The sequence below is a fragment of the Bacillus sp. T3 genome (assembly GCF_033449965.1).
GTDB lineage: Bacteria > Bacillota > Bacilli > Bacillales > Cytobacillaceae > Bacillus_BU.
Window position 1 is genome coordinate 3,190,552 of sequence record NZ_CP137761.1, and the last position, 20,472, is coordinate 3,211,023.

Genomic DNA, 20,472 nt, shown 5'->3' on the forward strand with positions numbered 1-20,472 from the left:
GATCCCCTTTATTAGCCAATTGAAGCAATAGGATGAGCTCCATGCTTTTTTGTCAGGCGGCGTGCTTTTTCCTTTTCATATAAGTAATGAATGATAAAATATGAAATACCTCCTAGTATCAACCCAAAAACGGTCATGCCGATTAACACGTGGATGCCTCCGTATAGGACATGAATAAGCCCTCTGAAATTCCCGTGGAGGATACTAGAAAAAGAAAATGGAGTATGTCCAATATGGACCTTGATAGGATAAATTAATTTTCCTATTTTTTTTGCAAACGGCATTAACAATACTGGAAGAAAGGTTAGCTTGCCAATAACATTTCCAATCACGGCTGCTGGCAACGAGCCTTTAGCAATCCGGAACCAGGGGGACAAACAGGACATATACAAGTGAAGCAGAGGATAGCACAATCATTTCCAATCCAAATCCAATTGCAAATCCTCTTGATACTTTTTTGGCACCACCAGGTGAACGAAAAAGCTTGATAAAATTCAATTTAAATTGACGACGAATTCTTTGATGAAAATTATATTTCTTTGATGTTAAGCTCATTTCTGTCCCCCCTTACCTTAGGATTAGTTTATATATAGTTCGACTTTTAATTATAGTTTGACTCGGATAAAACTCGAATTCAGGAAAAATATGTAGGAAAGAATAAAAATATTGAGGAAATTGAAATCGAATTCAAACCACTTTATTACTCTTTATACCATACATATATCAGACAAGCTACCAAAAAACTCACAAAGAATGGATGGAATTATATGGATAGTGTTATTTCAATTGAAGAGATTGTGAAATTGGATAATTCTGAGATGCCGATTTTAAATAAGATTTCAGCGGAGGTACTTGAAAAGGAGCTTATTACAATAATCGGTCCTTCTGGTTCTGGCAAGAGTACCTTACTATCTTTGATTAATCGAATGAACGAGCCAGATTCTGGTCAGTTGCGGTTCAAAGGGACACCATATAATGAAATAGATGTGTTAAAACTGCGCCGTAAAATTGGTATAGTTTTTCAATTGCCAACGATGCTTTCTGGTTCGGTTCGCGACAATATTATGATTGGTCCTAGTCTTTTTAAGGAATCACTTAATGAACAAGAGATCGACAAACTGTTGGAGCAAGTAGCCCTCCCAAAATCAATGAAGGAACAAGATGCACGCTCACTTTCCGGCGGTCAAAAGCAAAGAGTATCTTTAGCACGGACGCTTGCCAATCAACCTGAAATTCTTCTATTAGATGAAGTAACCGCGTCACTTGATCCCCATAGTGCCGAAGAGATAGAAGAACTCATCCAAAGTTTGCATCGTTCAGGTAAATCAATTCTATGGGTCACTCATAATATAAAACAAGCGAAAAAAGTTGGTCAGTATACTTGGGTACTAGCTGGAGGAAACATCATTGAACAAGGTCACACAGATGATCTTTTTGACCATCCTAAACATGAACTCACAAAAGATTTCATATCCTCTACTTTCGTGAAGGAGGCTACAACCGAATGAGTACTCTCTCCCTATTTCTAACTCTAGTTTTTGTAGCATTTGCAATTCTACTGTCCTCCTGGCAAAAAATTGGGCTTGAAAAAGATATCCTAATCGGAACGGTTCGAGCTGCAATTCAATTAATAGCTGTCGGTTATGTCCTCCAAACCCTTTTTGAACTAAAATCTTGGGCGTTCATTGCTATCATGATTACTGTGATGATTACTGTTGCAACGTTAAATGCTCGAAAAAAGGGAAAGACCTTCCGAGAATTGGACGACGAATTGCGATAGCCATTACAGTAACAGAAATTTTAACCATTGGACTACTCCTTTCATTAAAAGTAATTGAACCAACGCCACGCTATGTGATTCCAATTAGTGGAATGATTATTGGAAATGGAATGGTCGTGTCTGGCTTGTTTCTCAACCGATTGAAAGCAGAACTAGACACAAGAAGAGAAGAAATCAAAGTTTATTTAGGTTTGGGTGCAACCTCGAAGCAAGCAATTTCATCGGTTATGCGTAATACCGTTAAAGCTTCAATGCTTCCAACCATCGATGGGATGAAAACAGTCGGATTGGTTCAGCTTCCGGGAATGATGACCGGCATGATCGTTGCTGGAGCCGATCCTATCGAAGCAGTACGTTACCAAATACTGATTATGTACTCCTTCACCGCTTCTGCGGCTATTACAGCGATCATTATGGGCCTACTTATACATGGACTCTTGTTTACAAAGGCTCACCAGTTTATCGAGTAAAGAAAGGATAAACTTCGATTCTTATCAATGTAAAAGACAACTAGAAAACCCTCCCATTCTCTAAATTCCGCACTTGGACTGATTAGTTTGTCCATACAGTTTAATTAAGGGTGAATATATTATTGTTAGCTAAGTGAAAAGGGGGGATAGTAAATGAGCAATCCATGGTTCTCTAATAACAGCCGTAACAGCGGCAAAAATTTTAACAAGGCAAAAGCTGAAAATGATTCAAAGTCAAAAGCTGAAAATGATTCAAAATTACATGCAGATTTTGATCTCGACAATGATTTCGATTCAGAAGTAGATACTGAAAACAAATCAAAAAATAAAAACACTGCTGTTGCAAAAGTTTTCAAAAGTGGAAATGCAGATATTTATGTCGATGTTAAAGTGAATTCTGACTCTAAAGCAAAAGTTCGTTCCCGTTCAGAATCTGATGCTGAAGCTGACCAAGATCAGGATCAAGATCAATCCCAAAAACTACAACAAAAACGTAAGTAAGTTGATCGATTTTGGATTTACTGGGGGGCCACCCCCCTTCTTACCTAAAGAATGAAATGGGGCCATTATAATGAATAATCCGGACGGGAATCGTTCCATGCAATACTTTGATAATTTGATGATGAAAACAAGAGGCAATACTTATAACGAAGTAAAGACGAACACCTCTTCTTCAGTCGATCATAGCGGAAATTCAGATGTAGATGTAAATGTAAATGTTGAACTAGATATGATGCCAATCGCACTTTCCTTATTATGTTTATCCCTTGTTAACAAACAAATATCCCAGCAAGAATTTGAATTTGCTGTAGAAAAACTAATAACAGTCAACGATCAATACAAAAAATCACATAGTAAAAATAAGGATTACTCAAAACCTGATTTGTTCAAAAGTGGTATATGGGAAAATAAATAAGGAAGCACGAGACGGTTCTCATGCTTCCTAGTTCCTGTATAACGTATGATAACCCTGTATCTATCATTTATCCTGTGACCAATTCACAGTAGGTATCGATCGTAGTATGTCTGTTTTGCGTATTTCATTCAATACTTTTTTACATTAAGCATTTTCTCTTAAGCTTGAACAATCCTCCGTACATTTCCCATACCACGTTTTAACCCCTCCTTGACTCTCTACCGCTTCAATCATCTTCCCGCAAATTTGACAAATAATAGTCCCCTGTTTAACGTGTAATTTCTCTGCCATCCTTATTCACTCCGTCCAAATGAAATTGATTTTAATTGAGTAGTGTCTCTAATAAACGATATTGATCTTGTTTATCAATAATTTTAGCATTCACATTTATCAACTCAATGTCCATTACCTGATTATCCTTAATTCCAACTGCTTTTCCAGACTGACCTTCGATTAGTAATTTAACTGCTGCTACGCCCAATTTGCTTGCTAATACTCGATCAAATGCAGATGGTTGTCCTCCCCGTTGAATAAAACCTAAAACGGAAGTTCTAACACTAATCCCTAATTTATCTTCAATGTAATGCTGTAAAGCTTCCAAATCATACATTCTTTCAGTAATAATGACGAGATTATCATTTTTCCCACTGTTGATTCTTAAACTTAATTCTGAACAAATCGTCTCGTAATCTAGCTTTTTTTCTGGAGTTGATACGATTTCCCCTCCACCAGCTAATGCAGAATAAAGTGCTAAGTCACCACAATATCGTCCCATTACTTCAACAATGGTTGTTTTGTCATGTGAAAAATCAGTGTCCTTTATTCTTCCAATACACTCCAAAACCGTATTTAACGTTGTATCAAAGCCTATTGCATAATCTGTATAGGATAAATCATTATCAATTGTGCCTGGAATTCCTATAACGTTAATGCCTAATTCATGCAATTTCAAAGCCCCTTTAAAAGAGCCTTCTCCACCGATTACAACCAATGCATCGATTCCGAACTTTCTCAGAGTCCTTAACGCTTTTTCTCTGCCCGAAATCTCCATAAATTTCAGGCTGCGTGAGGTTTTTAAAACGGTTCCACCCTTATCTGCAATATCATCAACATCGTTAGCGGACAATTTAATTATTTTCTCATCAATTAAACCTTGAAACCCACACCGAATTCCCATTACTTCAATATTATAGTAATTTGCAGCTTTTACGACCGCTCGGACAGCAGCATTCATTCCTGGGGCATCGCCACCACTTGTAAGGACCCCTATTCTGATCATTTCAAACACCCCTTAAGGAATTTTAGATATTTTTAAGAAAGAAATATCCGGCAATCAATTAAGACTTAGTGCCGGATACTCCCTATTCATTCTTTTTAACTTGATTTTTCTAGCTTATTTACAGTATTTTTATTGATTGCTTTTCCTGATTGTTTTACTAATAGCACGACAATCGACGAGCTTAAAATCATACTTACACCTAAGAAAATCATACTAGTATTAAAAGAACCTGTTGTATCTTTGATATAACCGACAATGTATGGTCCGAAGAATCCACCAAGGTTCCCGATACTATTAATAAGTGCAATCGCTCCAGCCGCCGCTGCTTCAGTTAGAAACGATGGTGGAATTGACCAGAATGGAGAATAAGCACCAAATGCTCCACAAAGTGCAATAGTTAAAAACACGAATGAAAGAACAATACTCGTATCTGAAACATAGCTACTAACAATCATAGCAATCGCACTAGTCGTTAAACATGCCGCTACATGCAGACGTCTTTCGTTCTTCTTGTCAGAGTGGTTTCCTACTAGAATCATAGATGCCATCGCAAAAACATACATTAACCCTAAAACCCAGCCCATCGATTGGGTACTAAGTCCCGTTGTCTCGGATAAACCTTTTGAAATCGTCGGTAAAAACATTACGATTCCATAATAACCAATCATCCAGCAGAAATATCCTAATGATAGTATTAATACATCGCGGTCTTTCAAAGCTTGCCAGAATGAGTAGTGTTTTACTGCTTGTTTCTCAAGTTTCTCTTTTGTTGTAACGTCAATTAACCATTTTTTCTCATCTTTATTTAACCATTTTACATCTTCAATTTTATCATCAAGGTAGAAAAAACAAATTACTCCTAGAATCGCTGCTGGAATCGCTTCCAAAATAAACAGCCATTGCCATCCAGCTAAGCCCATCCAGTCTACACCAAGCAAGAATGTTGAGAGCGGAGCACCTAATGCATTTGCACCTGGAATCGCAACCATAAAACCAGCGATTGCTTTTGCATGATGCTTTGATTGATAAAAGCCACTTAAATAGAAAACCATACATGGATAAAAACTCGCTTCAGCAACCCCTAAAAGGAAACGTGCCGTATAAAATTGCCACGGTGTTTGAACAAAAGCCATTAATACCGCAATAATTGCCCAAGTTACCATGATTCTACTAATCCATTTTCGGGCACCAATCTTTGTCATAATAGCGCTTCCAGGTACCTCTAAAAGAAAATACCCTAAGAAAAAGATTCCGGCTTCAAATCCGAATACCGCATTTGAAAAACCTAAGTCTTCATTCATTTGCAATGCGGCAAAACCGATGTTTACCCGATCAAGAATCGAAATTGTAAAACAAAGAAATAAAAACGGAATTAACCTTAACGTGACTTTTTTTGTCGTTATACGCTCTAATTGAAGTAGATCCAATATAATTCCTCCTTAGGTTTTCTTTTAACTTCCAGATTCCATTTTTGAACAATTAAAACTAGGTAAACCAGTTATAGGAACAGCCAACATTACATCATTTGCACCGTACGTAATTTTGCAAGTGCTTACATTTATTCATATAAAAACTACTATTCGTCAAAATATCGATAATCTAAATCTACCGATCACATTTATTCTATTAAAACTTCATATCATTGATCCAAAAAGCTAAAAAATAAAGACTATTTTATCATAGCAAATTTTACGGTACTAATTATATTAAAATTTCAAAAGTACTTTAATAACCTGTTCTGTTTTTTCGTCAACTACTTTCATTGCGCTCTTGACCTCTTCAATCGGCACAACCTTTGAAATAAGCATTGACGTATCAAAAAGACCGTTTGCGATTGCCTCTGCAGCAATTTCGAAATCTTGCCGAACATACATATTTGAACCCAATAATTTGACTTCTTTATTTTGTATGTAAGATAAGTCGATTTCCGGCTTCTTTCCAAAAAGTGCAACTTCTGAAACCTTTCCACCTCTTCTTACAATTTTTAAAGAATCATTTAAAACAGATTGAATTCCGACGGCAATAAATACTGTGTCGACCCCTTCTCCATCGGTTAGATCTAATATTGTTTCAACAACATCATTATGATTTGTATTAATTAGTTTGGTGGCTCCAAGCTTACTAGCAATTTCCAAGTTATACTCGACAGCGTCTGTAATAAATACTTGTGTTGCCCCAGAGCTTTTAGCAGCTAACAACAGTCCTAATCCAATCGGACCTGCTCCAAGTATCGCCACTTTTTCCCCAGGCCGACCCCTGCTTTTCTCACAGCATGGACACCCACTGCTAGTGGTTCAATCAGTGCACCTTGTTCGAAGGTTACATTGTCAGGAAGTTTTACGATCGTTTTTTCTGGTACGACAATAAATTCTCCAAATGAGCCAATCCATTCCTGAGTACCAAGAACCTTTTTTCGTTGGCAAATATTATAGTTTCCTGACTGACATGATTTACAAACCCCACATCCATAATGGGGCTCAACAGTCACTCGATCCCCAACTGAAACCATTTTTACTTCTTGACCAATTTCAACGACGACTCCTGCTAATTCATGTCCTGAAATGACCGGTGGAATTCGAAAGGGATGGGTTCCATGGTAAGCATGAATTTCGGATCCACATATGCCAGTTACAATAACTTGAATTTTGACTTGATTAGGATGTTGTAACTCTGGAATATCAACTTCTTCTAAAACGACTGAATATGGCTTATCGATTACTGCCGCTCTCATCTTCTACCCCCTTATTAACATCAGATAACTGTAACTCTCTTTGTTGTAAACTTAACTACTTGTCTACTAAGGTACCTTATATATTTAATATACTTTTACTTGTGTTGGTTTGTCAACAAGATTATAAAAACTATTGGTAAAAATAAAAAACCTAATGCGCAGCTAAGTTTACTAGCTTCCATCAGGTTTTAACAGTAGGTGAAAAGCAAAAAAAAATCCCCTTGTTGGGAATTTTTTTAATCTTTCCAATAACGATCGTATAAGTTTTGCATATGATCTGCCATGATTCGTTCTGCTTCTTTTTCATCATGTTCCTCTATCGCTTTGATAAGTAATTTGTGCTCTGCAAAATTACGATCACGATAATCAGGACGGGTAACTGTTCGATCCCGTAAAAATTTCCACATTTCTTGTTGCTTCATCGTTGCCGAAATAGCAGCCATGATACTGATATATAAGTCATTATGAGAGGCCTTAGCGATCCCATTATGTAGTGCCTCATCTGTTTCTGGAACATAGAAGCCTGCTTTTGTCTCTTCTTCCATTTTTTCAATTGTAGAGCGTAATTCTTGAATATCCTCATCTGTAGCTCTTAAAGCAGCATATCTACAAATAAGCGGCTCAATCGTCATTCTTGCTTCCACAATATCTTCTGGAGACACGGTTTCAAGTAAAATCCCTGATTGAGAGTTCTCTGAAGCGATTTGATTATTTTTGACATACACTCCCTCACCTTGACGTGAATAAATAAGACCGTTTAGCTCTAATGCACTGAGCGCCTGTCTAACGGGAGCACGGCTTACACCGAATTGCTCACACAGCTCTCTTTCTGCCGGGAGTTTGTCACCTATTTTAAATGTTCCTGATTGAATTTCAGAAAGAATTTGATTATAAATTTGAATATATAATTTTTTACTTGATACAGGATTAAAACTGATAATAACCACTTCTCTCCATATTTTTTGAATCATATTTTTTATAATTTATCCTTGATTAATTATATACTGTTACTTTTTAATGGGCAACAACCTTATAAATAGCTCCCTTTATCCAATTAACACTTTTCCTTTATACAGGAATACAGGCATGCCAGTGTGGGATGCCTGTAATGTAAGAATATCATAAATGTTTATCCATTAATCCATATGTGAGCCGCCGTTAATATCGATATCTTCACCAGTAATGTAAGAAGCTTCTTCAGATGCTAAGAAAGCAATTGTCGCCGCCACTTCACTTGTTTCACCAGGTCTACCCATTGGAATGCCTGCAATGACTGATTTAGCATCTTCTTCAGGCAAGGATTTCCAAATTTCAGTATTAACAAGCCCTGGCGCGACACAGTTTACGGTAATACCATCAAGTGCTACTTCACGAGCTAGGTTCTTCGAGAAGCCTAAAACCGCGGCCTTTGAAGCTGAATAGTGAGGACCTCCGAATACGCCCCCTCCTCTTTTTGCAGACACAGAGGATAGACTAATGATTCTACCAAACTTTTGTTTTTTCATTGTTTCTAAGACTGATTGAGTACACAAGAATAAACCAAACATATTTACACTAAATATTCTTGTAATGTCTTCTAAGGTCATATCTTGAACTGTTACTTTCTGAGAAATCCCTGCATTATTGACCAATATATCGATTCTGCCAAACGTTTGTAACGTTTTCTCGACCATTGCATCACAAGATTCTTTACTTGTAACATTTAGCTCAACACCAAGGGCTTTTCCACCAGCCTCTGTAATGGCATTTACTGTATCTTGTACACCAGCATAATTAATATCTGCAATTACCACAGCTGCTCCCTGCTTAGCAAGTGTTAGCGCAATCGTACGGCCAATCCCCTTTTCGGAACCGCTACCAGTAACAATCGCTACTCTATTTTTCAATTCAAACATTATCAATCTCTCCCATTTGACTATTTTTATACAAAATTTGCTTAGGATTACGAATTAAGCATTTCCTTTGCTGTTCTAACAATGTCATTAACCGTAATTCCGTTAAGCTCCATTAGTTTTTCGTAAGGTGCAGATTGTCCGAACTGATCTTGAACTCCAATTCGTCTAACTATTCCTTTTCCTTCTTCAGCAACAACTTCACATACTGCACTGCCAAGGCCATTTAAAATATTATGATCTTCAACTGTAATAATCTTACCAATATTTAAACAGTCGACTACTGCATCACGATCCAGTGGTTTTATTGTATGCATATCTAATAGCTTTACGGATATGCCTTCTTTTTCTAATTCCTTTGCTGCTTCTAATGCTAAATAGACAGTGTCTCCATTTGCAATGATGGCTAGATCGCTTCCATCCTTAACCTTTTTTGCTTTTCCAATAATGAATTCTTCATTTTCTTCATAGATGACAGGAACAGCATCTCTTGTAAATCGTAAATAAACTGGCCCGTACAGTTCTGCTGCTTGTTCTACTAATTTTCTAGTAGAATAATAATCTGCGCCCATAATGACTGTCATATTTGGAATCGTTCTTAAGACACCCATATCCTCAATACTTTGATGACTTGCACCATCATTTGCAGGAGTTAATCCACCATGAGAACAGGCAATTTTTACATTTAGGTTAGGATAGCAAATCTCCTGTCGAATTTGCTCTGCCATTCTTAATGAACCAAAGACCGCGTAAGTGCTTACAAATGGAATTTTGCCAGTTGTGGCGAGTCCAGCTGCTAAACCAGCAGCATTTTGTTCAGCAATCCCTACGTTTACATGTTGATTTGGTAATTGCTTAGCAAATTCTGTTGTTTTGCAAGACTTACCGATATCAATATCCACGACGAAAATATTTTCATTCTTTTTTCCTAATTCTACAATTACATCACCGAAGGCTTCACGTGTTGCTTTTTTCACTAAGATATCTTTTTCTAGTAAACTCATTATCTTAAACCTCCTGCTACTTCTGCCATTGCAAGTTCATATTCTTCTTTATTTGGAGCAACTCCGTGCCAGCCACAAACGTCTTCCATGAAAGAAACGCCCTTACCTTTAACGGTGTTGCAAACTATACATTTTGGTTTTCCATTTTTAGCTTCTCGAATATTGTCTAATGTCTTGACAATTTCTTCCATCGAATGCCCATTTATTCTTTTCGTTTCAAAGCCAAATGCTTCGAACTTCTTTTCTAAATCCTGGTTCGGCATTACTTCTTCCGTTGTACCATCAATTTGTAGTCCATTATCATCTACAAATACAACGAGATTATCTAATTGGTATTTGACTGCACTTTGGGCAGCCTCCCAAATTTGTCCTTCTTGACACTCGCCATCGCCAACGATGGCAAAAACCCGATAATCCTTTGCATCTCTTTTTCCACCAAGTGCCATTCCTACTGCACAAGAAAGTCCCTGTCCAAGTGATCCAGTTGAAATATCAATACCTGGACATTTTTTCATATCCGGATGACCTTGAAATGGTGAGCCGTATTGTCTTAAAGTATGAATTGTTTCATAAGGAACAAACCCAAGTAAGGCTAATGCTGAATATTGGATTGGACAAACATGACCTTTTGATAAGACAAACCGGTCTCTGTCTTCCCATTTCGGATTTTTAGGATCAATGTTCATTTCCTTAAAGTAAAGTGCCGCTACGACATCAGCTGCAGATAGGGAGCCTCCAGGATGTCCAGATTGTGCCCCATATATCATCGTAAGTGCAGCTTTCCTTAATTCAATTGCTTTTTGTTTTAATTCCTCAATACTAATCTCTTTCATTTCAGTCACCTCGTTAAATTATGACTTGCTGATGTTTAAAGGCTCACTTGTTATGTTGTTCACTTGTCTACTAAGTTACCTTATGTTTTTAGTGTACCTCTGCTTTTGCCAATAGTCAACCATGATATACAACTATAATGAAATATTTTTATTTAGCAGAAGTGGATAAACACAATATTTTAACAGCATGGATTGTGTTAGAATATTTCTATGAGTTTACTATGAAAGAGGTTGAGGTTAGTTTGTTTTATAAAATTGCAGTATTTGTCGTAAGGGTGTTCTTGCACATCCGATTTAAAATTAAAATTATCGGGATTGAAAATATTCCGGAAGGTGCAGCTATTCTAGCAATGAACCACACTAGTAACTTTGATGGACCAATGGTTGGGGTCCATACCCCGCGTAAAATGTTTATTATGGGGAAAGAGGAGCTTTTCAAAAACAAGTTTTTTGCAAAGGTAATCCACGAATTAGGCTGCTTCCCGATCAAAAGAGGACAAGCGGATATAAAATCGCTAAAGTATACATTAAGAATCTTAAAAGAAGGCGGTCTATTTTCTATATTTATAGAAGGAACTCGCTCAAAATCAGGAGAAATGCAGGAGGCAAAAAAGGGTATAGGTTTTATCGTTGCCAAGAGCAAAGCACCGGTTGTTCCTACTTACATTTACGGAACAAGAGATAGCTGGTTTAAGTCTGCTGGTGTTATTTTTGGCAAACCAATGACCTTTGATGACAGCGTATCACATGAAGAAATTGCCCAGAGAATTGCGGTAGAATTAAAAAAGCTTAATCCGAATAAAGAACTTTCTTAAAGAAGGTTCTTTTTTTGTTAATTAAGCTGCGTTAAATTTGAGTGTTGCTTTCCGCTCCAGGTGCTTTGCTTTCCGCGGGGCGGGCGGTGAGCCTGTCTAGCTACAGCGGTTCAGGGGCTCGGGGTCATAAGCCAATCCGTCAAGAAGGTCAAAGAACGACCTTCATGCCGGCTCGTCTTATGCCTGTCGCCCCTGGGCAAACCGCCTCCGCTTTTCCTACTCCTCGTCGCTACCGCTCCTGCGGGGTCTCACCTGTCCCGCTGCTCCCGCAGGAGTCTTCGCACCTTCCGCTCCAATCAACTCGTGCCCAAAACAGCATTGAGCTTTAAAACAACCTTTTATTAATTAAAGAGGATCAACCTAACACATTAGGTTGATCCTTAACAAACTTTCTATTTCGCTTTCTCAAGCAATTCCTCAAAAGGTGCTAAATCTATTCCTTTTGCCTTTAAAAGTTTGACCGCACGAACTTGCATATCACCAGGTGATGCAATAATATAGCCTTTCACTACATCTTCCTTTGTAACAGTATCACTTGAAACGCCTTCCAAAATAATATTTTCGATTTTCTTTTTTGCCATTGGGCGTACAAACACGGGGATTGGACTAACTAATTCTTCCAATAAGTCTTTTGCATCTTGATTCCATTCCATAATATTCTATTCCTTCCTAATTTTAAAATTTCATAAACTATTATACATTTTTATACATTTATACACCATAGTAATATTATTAAATGTGTATTGTCTTAGATTTTTTCACAAAAAAACCGCACAATAATCACTGTGCGGTTGCTTGTATGTTGATTAAATTGCTTTTTCCTCTAATTCTACTGACTTTACATTTTTCTTTTTAAATCCATACAATCCAAATAATAAAACGAACCATAGTGGGGTTAGCATTAAGGCAACACGTGTTTCTTCCGCAATTCCCATGATTACAAGAAGAAAGGCAAAAAATGCTAATACAACATAATTAATAAATGGTGTAAGTGGTGCTTTAAAGGTAGATTTTGCACGCAAATCTGGGCGAGTTTTTGTATAGCGAATATGTGCAACTAGAATGATCCCCCAAACCCAGATAAAGCAAATGGCACTAATTGTTGTTACAATGCCAAACGCTTGTCCAGGAAGTAGTTTACTCAACAGAGCTCCAATCGAAATAACAACTGTTGAAGTAAACAACGCATTACTAGGTACCGCATTTTTATTTAATTTTGCAAATTGCTTTGGACCCTGATCATTACTGCTTAAATTGTAAAGGATCCGGCTCGTAGAAAATAAACCGCTATTACATGCTGATGCTGCAGAAGTTAAAACGACGAAATTGATGATTCCTGCTGCAACGGGAATTCCAACTAAACCAAATACTTGTACAAACGGGCTTTGAGAAGCGCTCAATTGTTCCCAAGGATTAATTGTTAGAATAACAATGATGGCACCCATATAGAAAAATAGAATTCGCAACGGAATTTTGTTAATCGCAGATGGTATGTTCTTTTGTGGATCAGATGTTTCTGCAGCAGATACACCAACTAACTCTACTCCAACGAAAGCAAAAAGCACCATTTGGAAGGATAGTAAGAAACCGGTAATTCCATTCGGGAAAAGACCACCATATTGCCATAAATTATTTAATGTAACCGCTCCGGCATCTGTTTTGAAACCAATAATTAGCAAAATTACGCCAATTGCGATTAGGGCAAGAATCGTAATAACTTTAATTAACGCAAACCAAAACTCTAATTCTCCAAAAAGTTTAACAGTTAATAGATTTAATCCTAATAAAATTATCAAACAAATGACAGGAGCAACCCATTGAGGTATCTCGAACCAATATTGAACATAAACACCAACTGCAATTATATCGGCCATCGCAATCATGACCCAACAAAACCAATAAGTCCAACCAGTAACATATCCTGCCCAAGGTCCGAGGTAGTCCGCAGCGAAATCTGTGAAAGATTGATAGCCTGAATTGGACAAAAGCAGTTCTCCTAATGCCCGCATTACAAAAAATACAGCGATTCCGATAATTAAATAAGCGAAGATAATCGAAGGCCCTGCTAATTGAATCGCCTTACCTGAACCTAAAAATAGTCCTGTACCAATCGTTCCGCCGATCGCAATTAGCTGAACGTGCCGGTTTTTTAAATCTTTTTTCAACTCTTGTTGTGCCACCTTCATTCCTCCAATACTTATTTTGATAGTAAAGCAAATGCTTGTACTAAGCACAATAAAAAAGAGATTGGAAGCTCCAATCTCTTAAAACGACAGAATAAAAAACAATATTTGTTATTCTTTATATAAAAATAACAAACAGTATTCGATACTCTTCTGTCCTTTTGCCTGAGATTATGAACCCTTCGGCGCCGCGATTAATCGCGTCCTCTCCAGAAGCTGCTCCTGCTATAGTTTGATCCATAGCAATCATAGCTCGCTTATTAAATTTAGTAATAAAGTGAATACTTAAAACCACTTTAATAAATATTGTGCGATAATTTAAAACTTTATCAGTATTTTTTCATTCGGTCAATACTATTTGAAATAGTTTACTTATAAAATCATATTTACATCAGAATTCTTTTCTAGCCTACTCCTCGAATTAGCATCTAAAAGTTTGATTGATCCATTAATGCCCAAAACCTGCAAATACTAGAAAAACTCTTAAAAATACCAGTCCAAAACATGCCCCTATAATCATTTTTATTGTTTGATGACTTCTGAATCCCTTCCACAATATTTCATAAAAGGTGACATAGCTCAGCGATCCGATTGCTATCCCCATAATCATTGTTTGCAGTTTTGGCGAATGCAAATCGATGCTCATTCCCAAATAGGTATTTAACCCCACTGCAAAAGATAGAAGACAGCTAAACACTATAAATTTTTTAACTTTCTGTTTCGAATTCAAAGCAGTAACCATTAATACCATGCCTTCAGGTATTTGGTGTATTAAAATGGCGATTAGTAATGAAGGGTGATAAAAATGCTGCTCAGATAAATTTAATCCCAATGCAAGTCCAGTTGGAATGCTGTGAATAAACAATGACAAAAACAAAAGAAAAAAGGTCTCTTGATACTCAGATTCAATATGTTTAGCACTGTGTAAATATTTTTCAAAAAGCAGCATCATAAAAATACCTAAAGAAACCCCAGAGACTATCCCAATATGCTGATATTTAGAAACTACTTCAGGAATTAAATCAAACGCCAACAAACCTGCTAAAATTCCACCGCAGAAAACATTAAGATACAAATGATTTCTATTAAAATACCGCCTAATGAACGGAACAGCTAATCCCCCTAAAGCTGTTCCGAAGAAGATAAACACCCCAATAATTATGCTTGTTCTAATTTCCCCTATCATGAGCTCCCCCATCAATGTCCATTTCTATAGTGTATTCAAGAAAAAATCCCCAATGACATCGAACTCAATGAGAGCGAATGACATACAGATGAATTTTAGGGATAAAAAAAACTGACTAGCAAAAGCATAGTCAGGAAGGCTGTGTGCAAGCAATAATCTAGAATCTTCTTTTTAAAGATGGAGACACGATCGTTTTCTCTAACAAATATTGTACTCCATATAACAAATATGCTTTATAGTGGAGGTAAATAAAAAATTGGAAATGATTTAATCCATTAAGGCTTATGATTTTTAATTTTTTAAGAATATCAATAAAAAGAAAAGCAAATAATCCATCAGCAATCACGTTTAGGAAAGCAAACTTTTTAAAGTTTCCGAACGAAAATTTAAGTAACCACATGGATAATGGCATATAAGGACCCACACTAAACGGGAGTTCATCCTTTAGAAAAGATTTGCGCTTATCGTAAAACTTCCACCAATTCCTTTTATGACCATACAGGTGATTAAGAATCTCAAAAATAACAATAAAAACCCCTGAAATCGAATATCTTTTAAAACTCCGCTTTCCGATAAAAAGCAGCGATAACCAGGGAAATAAGATTATTGCTATATTAAAGAATAAGTGTCTTTTTGTTATCATTCATTTCACCTCAGCCGATTTTGTCCAACTTTGTTTATCCTTTCCAAAAATCACAAAAAAAAACCGCCCATTTGAGCGGTCATTCTTTATTCAACAACATTATTTTCTGGTTGTGTTCTTAATTCTTCATTTCGATTGATTAATAGCCTATTTGCACAGTACTTTATAATTTCTCTTCTTGTAACAATTCCGATAAAGACTCCACCATCATCAACAACTGGAACAAAGTTCTGCTCCATTGCCCGTTCTATGATATCTTCAATTTCAGCGTTTATCGAGATTGCTTCATTACTTCGCATGAGCGGAATATCTTTTAGTTTCGTTTTATGTGTATTTTCGAACGATAAACCCGGGTGTTTTTGATTTTCCACAACAAATCCCCCTCCGTTATAGTACCCACATATTTCCCATCATTATCTAATAGTGGGACTGCGGAGTATTTATGATACTCCATTTTTTCTAACGCCTGTCTCATCGTTGATTCAAATTTAATAAATGCTACATCCTGTTTAGGAATCAAGAAAAATGCAATATTCAAGAAAAAGCCTCCTTCTTACCAGTGCTCGAAATTCGTTCATACTTTTCTTATAATTGATCCCCAATATTGAATACTCTATTTTTTTATTTTTGGCTTTGTTAAATTTGTCTGTTGATTTCCGCTGCAGGTACTCGCTTTCCGCGGGGAGTCCGGGAGCCTCCTCGGCGCCATAGCGCCTGTGGGGTCTCCCGTGTCACCTTCTCCCGCAGGAGTCTCGCACCTTCCGCTCCAATCAACAGATTGCTCAAAAAACAACATTGTTCTTTAACACAGCCTTATTTTTAATAATTCTAGTCCTATTATAATCAGCAAAATAAAAAGACCTACTCTTTGACAAGTAGCATTTACTGCAACAAAGCGATGATCCCAGCAGTAAATCCCTCTTGAAAATGGTGGTCTGTATGACCCCCTTCGCTTTAGCCGACGAAGTTAGCTGACGGGTAGGATGGCGAAAGAGTGCTCTCATCCCTTCTAATTATGTAGAATTAACCCCAAATAGTTGGTTCCTCCGCTCCCAAACAGATGGGATTAGGCCGAGTTATATTTTGTTGTGTTAACGTGCCTATTCTACTACTCTTTTTTGCTATTTGTAAATAAGTAGAATTAGCTATATTCACTCCTTATTTCAAGACTTGGTCACTCATACGTTAAATCTCTTTCATTTTCATGCTTTCTCCATAAAAAAGCGTCTCTTCATAGAGACGCGCATACGGAGAAAGTTCCATCAAAGAGGTATTAAAAGAAGGCATGATTTTTCCCTTTCATCCTACCCTTTCGACTATCTTCTAGGACTTATCAATAATTTGATTGCTGTCCTGTTTTCATTGGAAATTAAAACATCTGCAAATGCAGGTACAAACACAAGATTCACACCGATCGGAGCAACGAATCCTCTTGCAATCGCTATCGCTTTTATAGCTTGATTTAATGCACCAGCTCCAATAACTTGGATTTCAATTTTCCCCTTTTCTCTTAACATTCCAGCAATGGCTCCAGCAACAGAATTTGGATTGGATTTCGATGAAACTTTTAGTACATTATCCATATTCATTTTTCCTCCTAAAATTCAATACAATGATGTGATCACTGGATAGAATGGAATGAGCGTATTATTAATCATATTCAAATTTGTATTTAACAGAACTCATTTTAAAGGATAATTCTACCTTCACGTCGAAATAAATAGAAAAGGGGTTGGCCCAATGAATAAAGTTGAACTATTAACAAAGCTACGCAATTCTAGTCGAGGTAATATGTTTTCAACAGAAATACCAAAGACTACAAAAGAAGATGAGAAAAAGATTGAACAATTAGCTGAAGAATTAGAAAGTGAAGGAAAAATCAAGATAAGAGAATGTGTTCAACGTGAATACTCTGTTTTTCTACACGGGATCATTAAGTATGCAGCCGAATAGTCGGTTGCATGTTTATTTTCGTACCGTTAAACCAAAAAAATCACATTAGCCAGATATTCTTTTGTCTAACGTGATTTTTATTATCTTATTTACTTTCTATTTTCTTCTAATTTCTCAAGAGATTCCTACTACATCACAGTGTCTTATAATAATCTCTTAGCTCTTGCTTTACCTCATCGGGCAAATTGTGCCACCTTATTCCCCAAAGTGCTCCCTCTAATGCACAAAGCATATTGAAACAAGCTGTTGGATCGTTAAGTTTGAGTCTTCTAAATGCTCCTTTACTTCCAAGTTCTTCAAGTGACTGTGGTGTTTCAATACCTACTTCTAATAGTTTCCCCTCAATCACTTTACTAATATTAATCATATCATGTAAGGTGTTCATTATTTTCACCCCATATTACAAGGAATTAGCCTTTTTTTATTGAACAAGACTCATATGCGCCTAATTTCCGCTCCCTTTAATAATAACGTAATATAAGGCAAATTATATAATCGGTTCAAAATTTTTCACTTTACTCAACCGATAAGCTAATAAGAAGATGACGAAATAAATAGGAAAAGAATAAAAGATATGCCAATCTTTTAATACGTAAAAACCAAGCCATATAAATAATGGCTCTCCTATAAAAGTATTTATACTTGCAAAAATCAATCCTTTTATGATGGGGGAAATATTCGGTTTAATTTGAATTAAGGTCATTACAAAAATAGGAAGCAAAACCCAATCCCAAGGTAAATATGATGGGATTGAAGGAAGCACTTTCCCTGTATAGTACCACTTACCGTATTGCACGCCTAAGAAATCACACCAAGAAGAAACAATAATAACAAACATCCCTGAAAATAAAAGACGATTTGAACTGTTTTTTTTTCGTATTTTTATCCAAAAAATGATCGGTAAAATAGTAAAAACGATAAGAGATAACCAAAAATCCCAATGGAACAAAGTATGATCCATCCAATATTTTAAGAAATCATGATTCGCTTTTGTAACATCTTGATAAAATTCACCGACTTTTTCAATCTTATCTTTCGATTGTATAGTTTTCATTATTTTCTGCCCTTAACTATTTTTTAGTATATTATTTAGGAGTTAGATTATCTTATCTCCAGCAAACCGATCAATTGCTTATTAATTGATAACGCTACACCTTTGTTCGCTTTCATTTATCGGATAGAGCTAAATAGTTTCTTTTCTTTCAAGAATTGAAAGCTATACATGAGTAAAGATTTTAAAAAGAACAATAGTGATAATTGATAATTCTTTAATCGAACAAGAGAACCTAGTCCAATTTTTTTACAAAAAGTAACGAATGGATAAACAAATAAAGTATCTATAACCAAGTTAGTAGTTAAATAAAGAAAAAAATTGCCATAAGTAAGTTTTAAAATCCACATTGAGCCAATGAAAAATGGTCCCCATATTAATGGAAACTCTCCTGATAATTTAGGATGGAGTTTTTCATAAGCCCACCACCATCTTCTATTTTTTGCAATTATACTTTCACCCTTTACAAAAAGAGACATGAATGTACTTGTTAATAAATACCTTTTTAAAGATTCCTTTCCTAATAAAGGGAATGTGAACCAAGGAAATATAAACAATCCAATTAGAATTAATTTTAAATACTTATGATATTTCATGAAATAACCCCCTATAAACCATTAAGAATAAAATCCCCTAAAATCAGGAAAATATTTAAACATATAACAATCATTAATTAAAAAAATCCACGCTTGACCATTTATATTCATACAAGCCCCTAACTAGCAATGGAATATAATATAAGAAAATAATGTATTTAGGCGGTGTTTACTATGTCTTTTAAGTTATCGATAGAGCAGCCTATTCTAACATTTAAAACTTCAAAGGGGAGTCAATACTGGCTAGATGAATATGGCCGTTCCCAAAGGTTTAAATCTTATCATCCAAATCATGGTGTTGATAATCAAGGGATAAGAGAACCCTATAACCATGTCATTTTTGTTAGTAATGAACATGCCCATACTTTAGACTTAGCTGCAGACTATAAAGGAAAATGGTGGATGATTATCCGTAAAAGTACGATATGTATCGTAGCATATGATTCTGAAAAACAACTGCGTATGATTGCTGGTCCATTTGATTTTTCTTTCGAACCTAAACTCAAATTAGCGCCTATTGAGATAAAGAATTTAATATACGCAGACAGCATCCAGGGATATTATGTCCAAGGGTATTTTCATATAGGTAATGAAATTGTCGAGTTGGAGTATTTTTATAGTTAGATATTCAAAAAAATGACTATCAACATAATCAGTTCATGATTATGCGGACAGTCCAATCCATGATTAAAAATGACCAATTTCATCTAAAAGAAGAAGGCTAGCTACCAGCTAGAGGTGTTATGTTGATAAGTTTTCAAAAAAAACATTAGTATTATTACACCTTTTCCAATTTATTAAAAGCTCCACATAGATTTTTCAAGGTATATACACGAGCTGAAATCATAAATAAATCATTCTCGTAATAATGAACATAGTCATCGATAATGCTCAGCCCTGTTTCAAACCGATCCACTAAATAAAAAGTATACTTCTTATCCCAAGAAAACTTATTAATTCTAGTCAACTCATCAGCTAAAAGCTGAAACCTATGCTCCTCAACCAAAAGCTTAATATGATACAGTTTATCCATATTTACAATCGTATGGGCTTTATTTTCATAGTTTTTATAAACAAATTTGATAAACTCCTTGATATTCTCAGCTAACAAATTCGCTTTTTGCATCTCAAAGTTCATCT

Annotated in this window: 23 protein-coding genes, 3 pseudogenes and 2 riboswitches; of the genes and pseudogenes, 7 read left to right on the forward strand and 19 right to left on the reverse strand. The window is 36.1% G+C overall.

Annotated elements, in window-relative coordinates:
• Positions 1-11 precede the first annotated feature (11 nt).
• Positions 12-555: pseudogene (locus RGF10_RS16360) on the reverse strand (DUF2062 domain-containing protein).
• A 212-nt stretch (positions 556-767) separates the two neighbouring features.
• On the opposite strand from RGF10_RS16360, the gene RGF10_RS16365 reads away from it, so the two are divergent.
• The 4 genes and pseudogenes from RGF10_RS16365 to RGF10_RS16380 all read left to right on the forward strand — a co-directional run bounded on the left by RGF10_RS16365 (position 768) and on the right by RGF10_RS16380 (position 3,166).
• On the forward strand, positions 768-1,508 hold the full coding sequence (locus RGF10_RS16365; protein WP_318503785.1) for an ABC transporter ATP-binding protein: 741 nt from the start codon (positions 768-770) through the stop codon (positions 1,506-1,508).
• A pseudogene (locus RGF10_RS16370) lies at positions 1,505-2,250 on the forward strand (ABC transporter permease). Before RGF10_RS16365 ends, RGF10_RS16370 begins: the two are co-directional and overlap by 4 nt.
• Before the next feature lie 153 nt (positions 2,251-2,403).
• Positions 2,404-2,751: a hypothetical protein gene (locus RGF10_RS16375; RefSeq protein ID WP_318503787.1), complete on the forward strand. Its 348-nt coding sequence runs from the start codon at positions 2,404-2,406 to the stop codon at positions 2,749-2,751.
• Positions 2,752-2,821: 70 nt separating this feature from the next.
• Positions 2,822-3,166, forward strand: a complete 345-nt coding sequence (locus tag RGF10_RS16380) for a hypothetical protein (RefSeq protein WP_318503789.1) — start codon at positions 2,822-2,824, stop codon at positions 3,164-3,166.
• Between the two features lie 144 nt (positions 3,167-3,310).
• On the opposite strand, the gene RGF10_RS16385 is transcribed toward RGF10_RS16380, so the two are convergent.
• The 9 genes from RGF10_RS16385 to RGF10_RS16425 form a co-directional block, all read right to left on the reverse strand.
• Positions 3,311-3,457, reverse strand: coding sequence for a GapA-binding peptide SR1P (locus RGF10_RS16385; protein ID WP_318503791.1), 147 nt, complete (start codon positions 3,455-3,457; stop codon positions 3,311-3,313).
• A 31-nt stretch (positions 3,458-3,488) separates the two neighbouring features.
• Positions 3,489-4,445 (reverse strand): 6-phosphofructokinase, encoded by a 957-nt coding sequence (pfkA, locus tag RGF10_RS16390; RefSeq protein ID WP_318503793.1) that lies wholly within the window; start codon positions 4,443-4,445, stop codon positions 3,489-3,491.
• A gap of 95 nt (positions 4,446-4,540) precedes the next feature.
• The gene (locus RGF10_RS16395; RefSeq protein ID WP_318503795.1) at positions 4,541-5,872 is read right to left on the reverse strand and encodes an MFS transporter; all 1,332 of its coding nucleotides are present in this window, start codon (positions 5,870-5,872) and stop codon (positions 4,541-4,543) included.
• Positions 5,873-6,151: 279 nt separating this feature from the next.
• Positions 6,152-6,682 (reverse strand): zinc-dependent alcohol dehydrogenase, encoded by a 531-nt coding sequence (locus RGF10_RS16400; RefSeq protein WP_318503796.1) that lies wholly within the window; start codon positions 6,680-6,682, stop codon positions 6,152-6,154.
• Entirely contained in the window at positions 6,649-7,176 is a 528-nt protein-coding gene (locus tag RGF10_RS16405) for a zinc-dependent alcohol dehydrogenase (protein WP_318503798.1), read from the reverse strand. The genes RGF10_RS16400 and RGF10_RS16405 overlap by 34 nt, the downstream gene beginning before the upstream one ends.
• A gap of 236 nt (positions 7,177-7,412) precedes the next feature.
• A complete protein-coding gene (locus RGF10_RS16410) occupies positions 7,413-8,147 on the reverse strand; it encodes a FadR/GntR family transcriptional regulator (RefSeq protein ID WP_318503800.1) in 735 nt (244 codons plus the stop codon).
• Positions 8,148-8,312: 165 nt separating this feature from the next.
• A complete protein-coding gene (locus RGF10_RS16415) occupies positions 8,313-9,071 on the reverse strand; it encodes an SDR family NAD(P)-dependent oxidoreductase (protein ID WP_318503802.1) in 759 nt (252 codons plus the stop codon).
• A 47-nt stretch (positions 9,072-9,118) separates the two neighbouring features.
• Positions 9,119-10,072 carry a transketolase family protein gene (locus tag RGF10_RS16420; protein ID WP_318503804.1) on the reverse strand — a complete coding sequence of 318 codons (954 nt, stop codon included), beginning with the start codon at positions 10,070-10,072 and terminating at the stop codon, positions 9,119-9,121.
• Positions 10,072-10,905 carry a transketolase gene (locus RGF10_RS16425; RefSeq protein ID WP_318503806.1) on the reverse strand — a complete coding sequence of 278 codons (834 nt, stop codon included), beginning with the start codon at positions 10,903-10,905 and terminating at the stop codon, positions 10,072-10,074. The genes RGF10_RS16420 and RGF10_RS16425 overlap by 1 nt, the downstream gene beginning before the upstream one ends.
• Positions 10,906-11,042: 137 nt before the next feature.
• Here RGF10_RS16425 and RGF10_RS16430 point away from each other — a divergent pair, with 137 nt between their 5' ends.
• Entirely contained in the window at positions 11,043-11,720 is a 678-nt protein-coding gene (locus RGF10_RS16430; protein WP_318503808.1) for a lysophospholipid acyltransferase family protein, read from the forward strand.
• Positions 11,721-12,112: 392 nt separating this feature from the next.
• Here RGF10_RS16430 and RGF10_RS16435 read toward each other — a convergent pair whose 3' ends face one another.
• From RGF10_RS16435 to RGF10_RS16460, 5 genes and pseudogenes are all read right to left on the reverse strand, one after another.
• On the reverse strand, positions 12,113-12,373 hold the full coding sequence (locus RGF10_RS16435) for a DUF2621 family protein (RefSeq protein ID WP_318503810.1): 261 nt from the start codon (positions 12,371-12,373) through the stop codon (positions 12,113-12,115).
• A 153-nt stretch (positions 12,374-12,526) separates the two neighbouring features.
• Positions 12,527-13,900, reverse strand: a complete 1,374-nt coding sequence (locus tag RGF10_RS16440) for an amino acid permease (RefSeq protein WP_318503812.1) — start codon at positions 13,898-13,900, stop codon at positions 12,527-12,529.
• A gap of 146 nt (positions 13,901-14,046) precedes the next feature.
• Positions 14,047-14,126: riboswitch (glycine riboswitch) on the reverse strand.
• A gap of 225 nt (positions 14,127-14,351) precedes the next feature.
• Positions 14,352-15,089 carry a ZIP family metal transporter gene (locus RGF10_RS16445; RefSeq protein ID WP_318503814.1) on the reverse strand — a complete coding sequence of 246 codons (738 nt, stop codon included), beginning with the start codon at positions 15,087-15,089 and terminating at the stop codon, positions 14,352-14,354.
• A 729-nt stretch (positions 15,090-15,818) separates the two neighbouring features.
• Positions 15,819-16,270, reverse strand: a pseudogene (locus RGF10_RS16455) (CBS domain-containing protein).
• Between the two features lie 403 nt (positions 16,271-16,673).
• A riboswitch (cyclic di-AMP (ydaO/yuaA leader) is annotated at positions 16,674-16,815 on the reverse strand.
• A gap of 233 nt (positions 16,816-17,048) precedes the next feature.
• Positions 17,049-17,315: a stage V sporulation protein S gene (locus RGF10_RS16460; protein WP_318503817.1), complete on the reverse strand. Its 267-nt coding sequence runs from the start codon at positions 17,313-17,315 to the stop codon at positions 17,049-17,051.
• A gap of 157 nt (positions 17,316-17,472) precedes the next feature.
• Here RGF10_RS16460 and RGF10_RS16465 point away from each other — a divergent pair, with 157 nt between their 5' ends.
• Positions 17,473-17,685 (forward strand): hypothetical protein, encoded by a 213-nt coding sequence (locus RGF10_RS16465; protein WP_318503819.1) that lies wholly within the window; start codon positions 17,473-17,475, stop codon positions 17,683-17,685.
• A 133-nt stretch (positions 17,686-17,818) separates the two neighbouring features.
• Here the strand turns inward: RGF10_RS16465 and RGF10_RS16470 are convergent, their stop codons facing one another.
• The 3 genes from RGF10_RS16470 to RGF10_RS16480 form a co-directional block, all read right to left on the reverse strand.
• Entirely contained in the window at positions 17,819-18,070 is a 252-nt protein-coding gene (locus RGF10_RS16470; RefSeq protein ID WP_318503821.1) for a TfoX/Sxy family protein, read from the reverse strand.
• Positions 18,071-18,172: 102 nt separating this feature from the next.
• A complete protein-coding gene (locus RGF10_RS16475) occupies positions 18,173-18,739 on the reverse strand; it encodes a CBO0543 family protein (RefSeq protein ID WP_318503823.1) in 567 nt (188 codons plus the stop codon).
• A 116-nt stretch (positions 18,740-18,855) separates the two neighbouring features.
• Positions 18,856-19,332: a hypothetical protein gene (locus tag RGF10_RS16480; protein WP_318503824.1), complete on the reverse strand. Its 477-nt coding sequence runs from the start codon at positions 19,330-19,332 to the stop codon at positions 18,856-18,858.
• Between the two features lie 174 nt (positions 19,333-19,506).
• On the opposite strand from RGF10_RS16480, the gene RGF10_RS16485 reads away from it, so the two are divergent.
• Positions 19,507-19,956 carry a hypothetical protein gene (locus tag RGF10_RS16485; protein WP_318503826.1) on the forward strand — a complete coding sequence of 150 codons (450 nt, stop codon included), beginning with the start codon at positions 19,507-19,509 and terminating at the stop codon, positions 19,954-19,956.
• Positions 19,957-20,110: 154 nt separating this feature from the next.
• On the opposite strand, the gene RGF10_RS16490 is transcribed toward RGF10_RS16485, so the two are convergent.
• The gene (locus RGF10_RS16490; protein ID WP_318503828.1) at positions 20,111-20,470 is read right to left on the reverse strand and encodes a hypothetical protein; all 360 of its coding nucleotides are present in this window, start codon (positions 20,468-20,470) and stop codon (positions 20,111-20,113) included.
• Between the last annotated feature and the right edge of the window lie 2 nt (positions 20,471-20,472).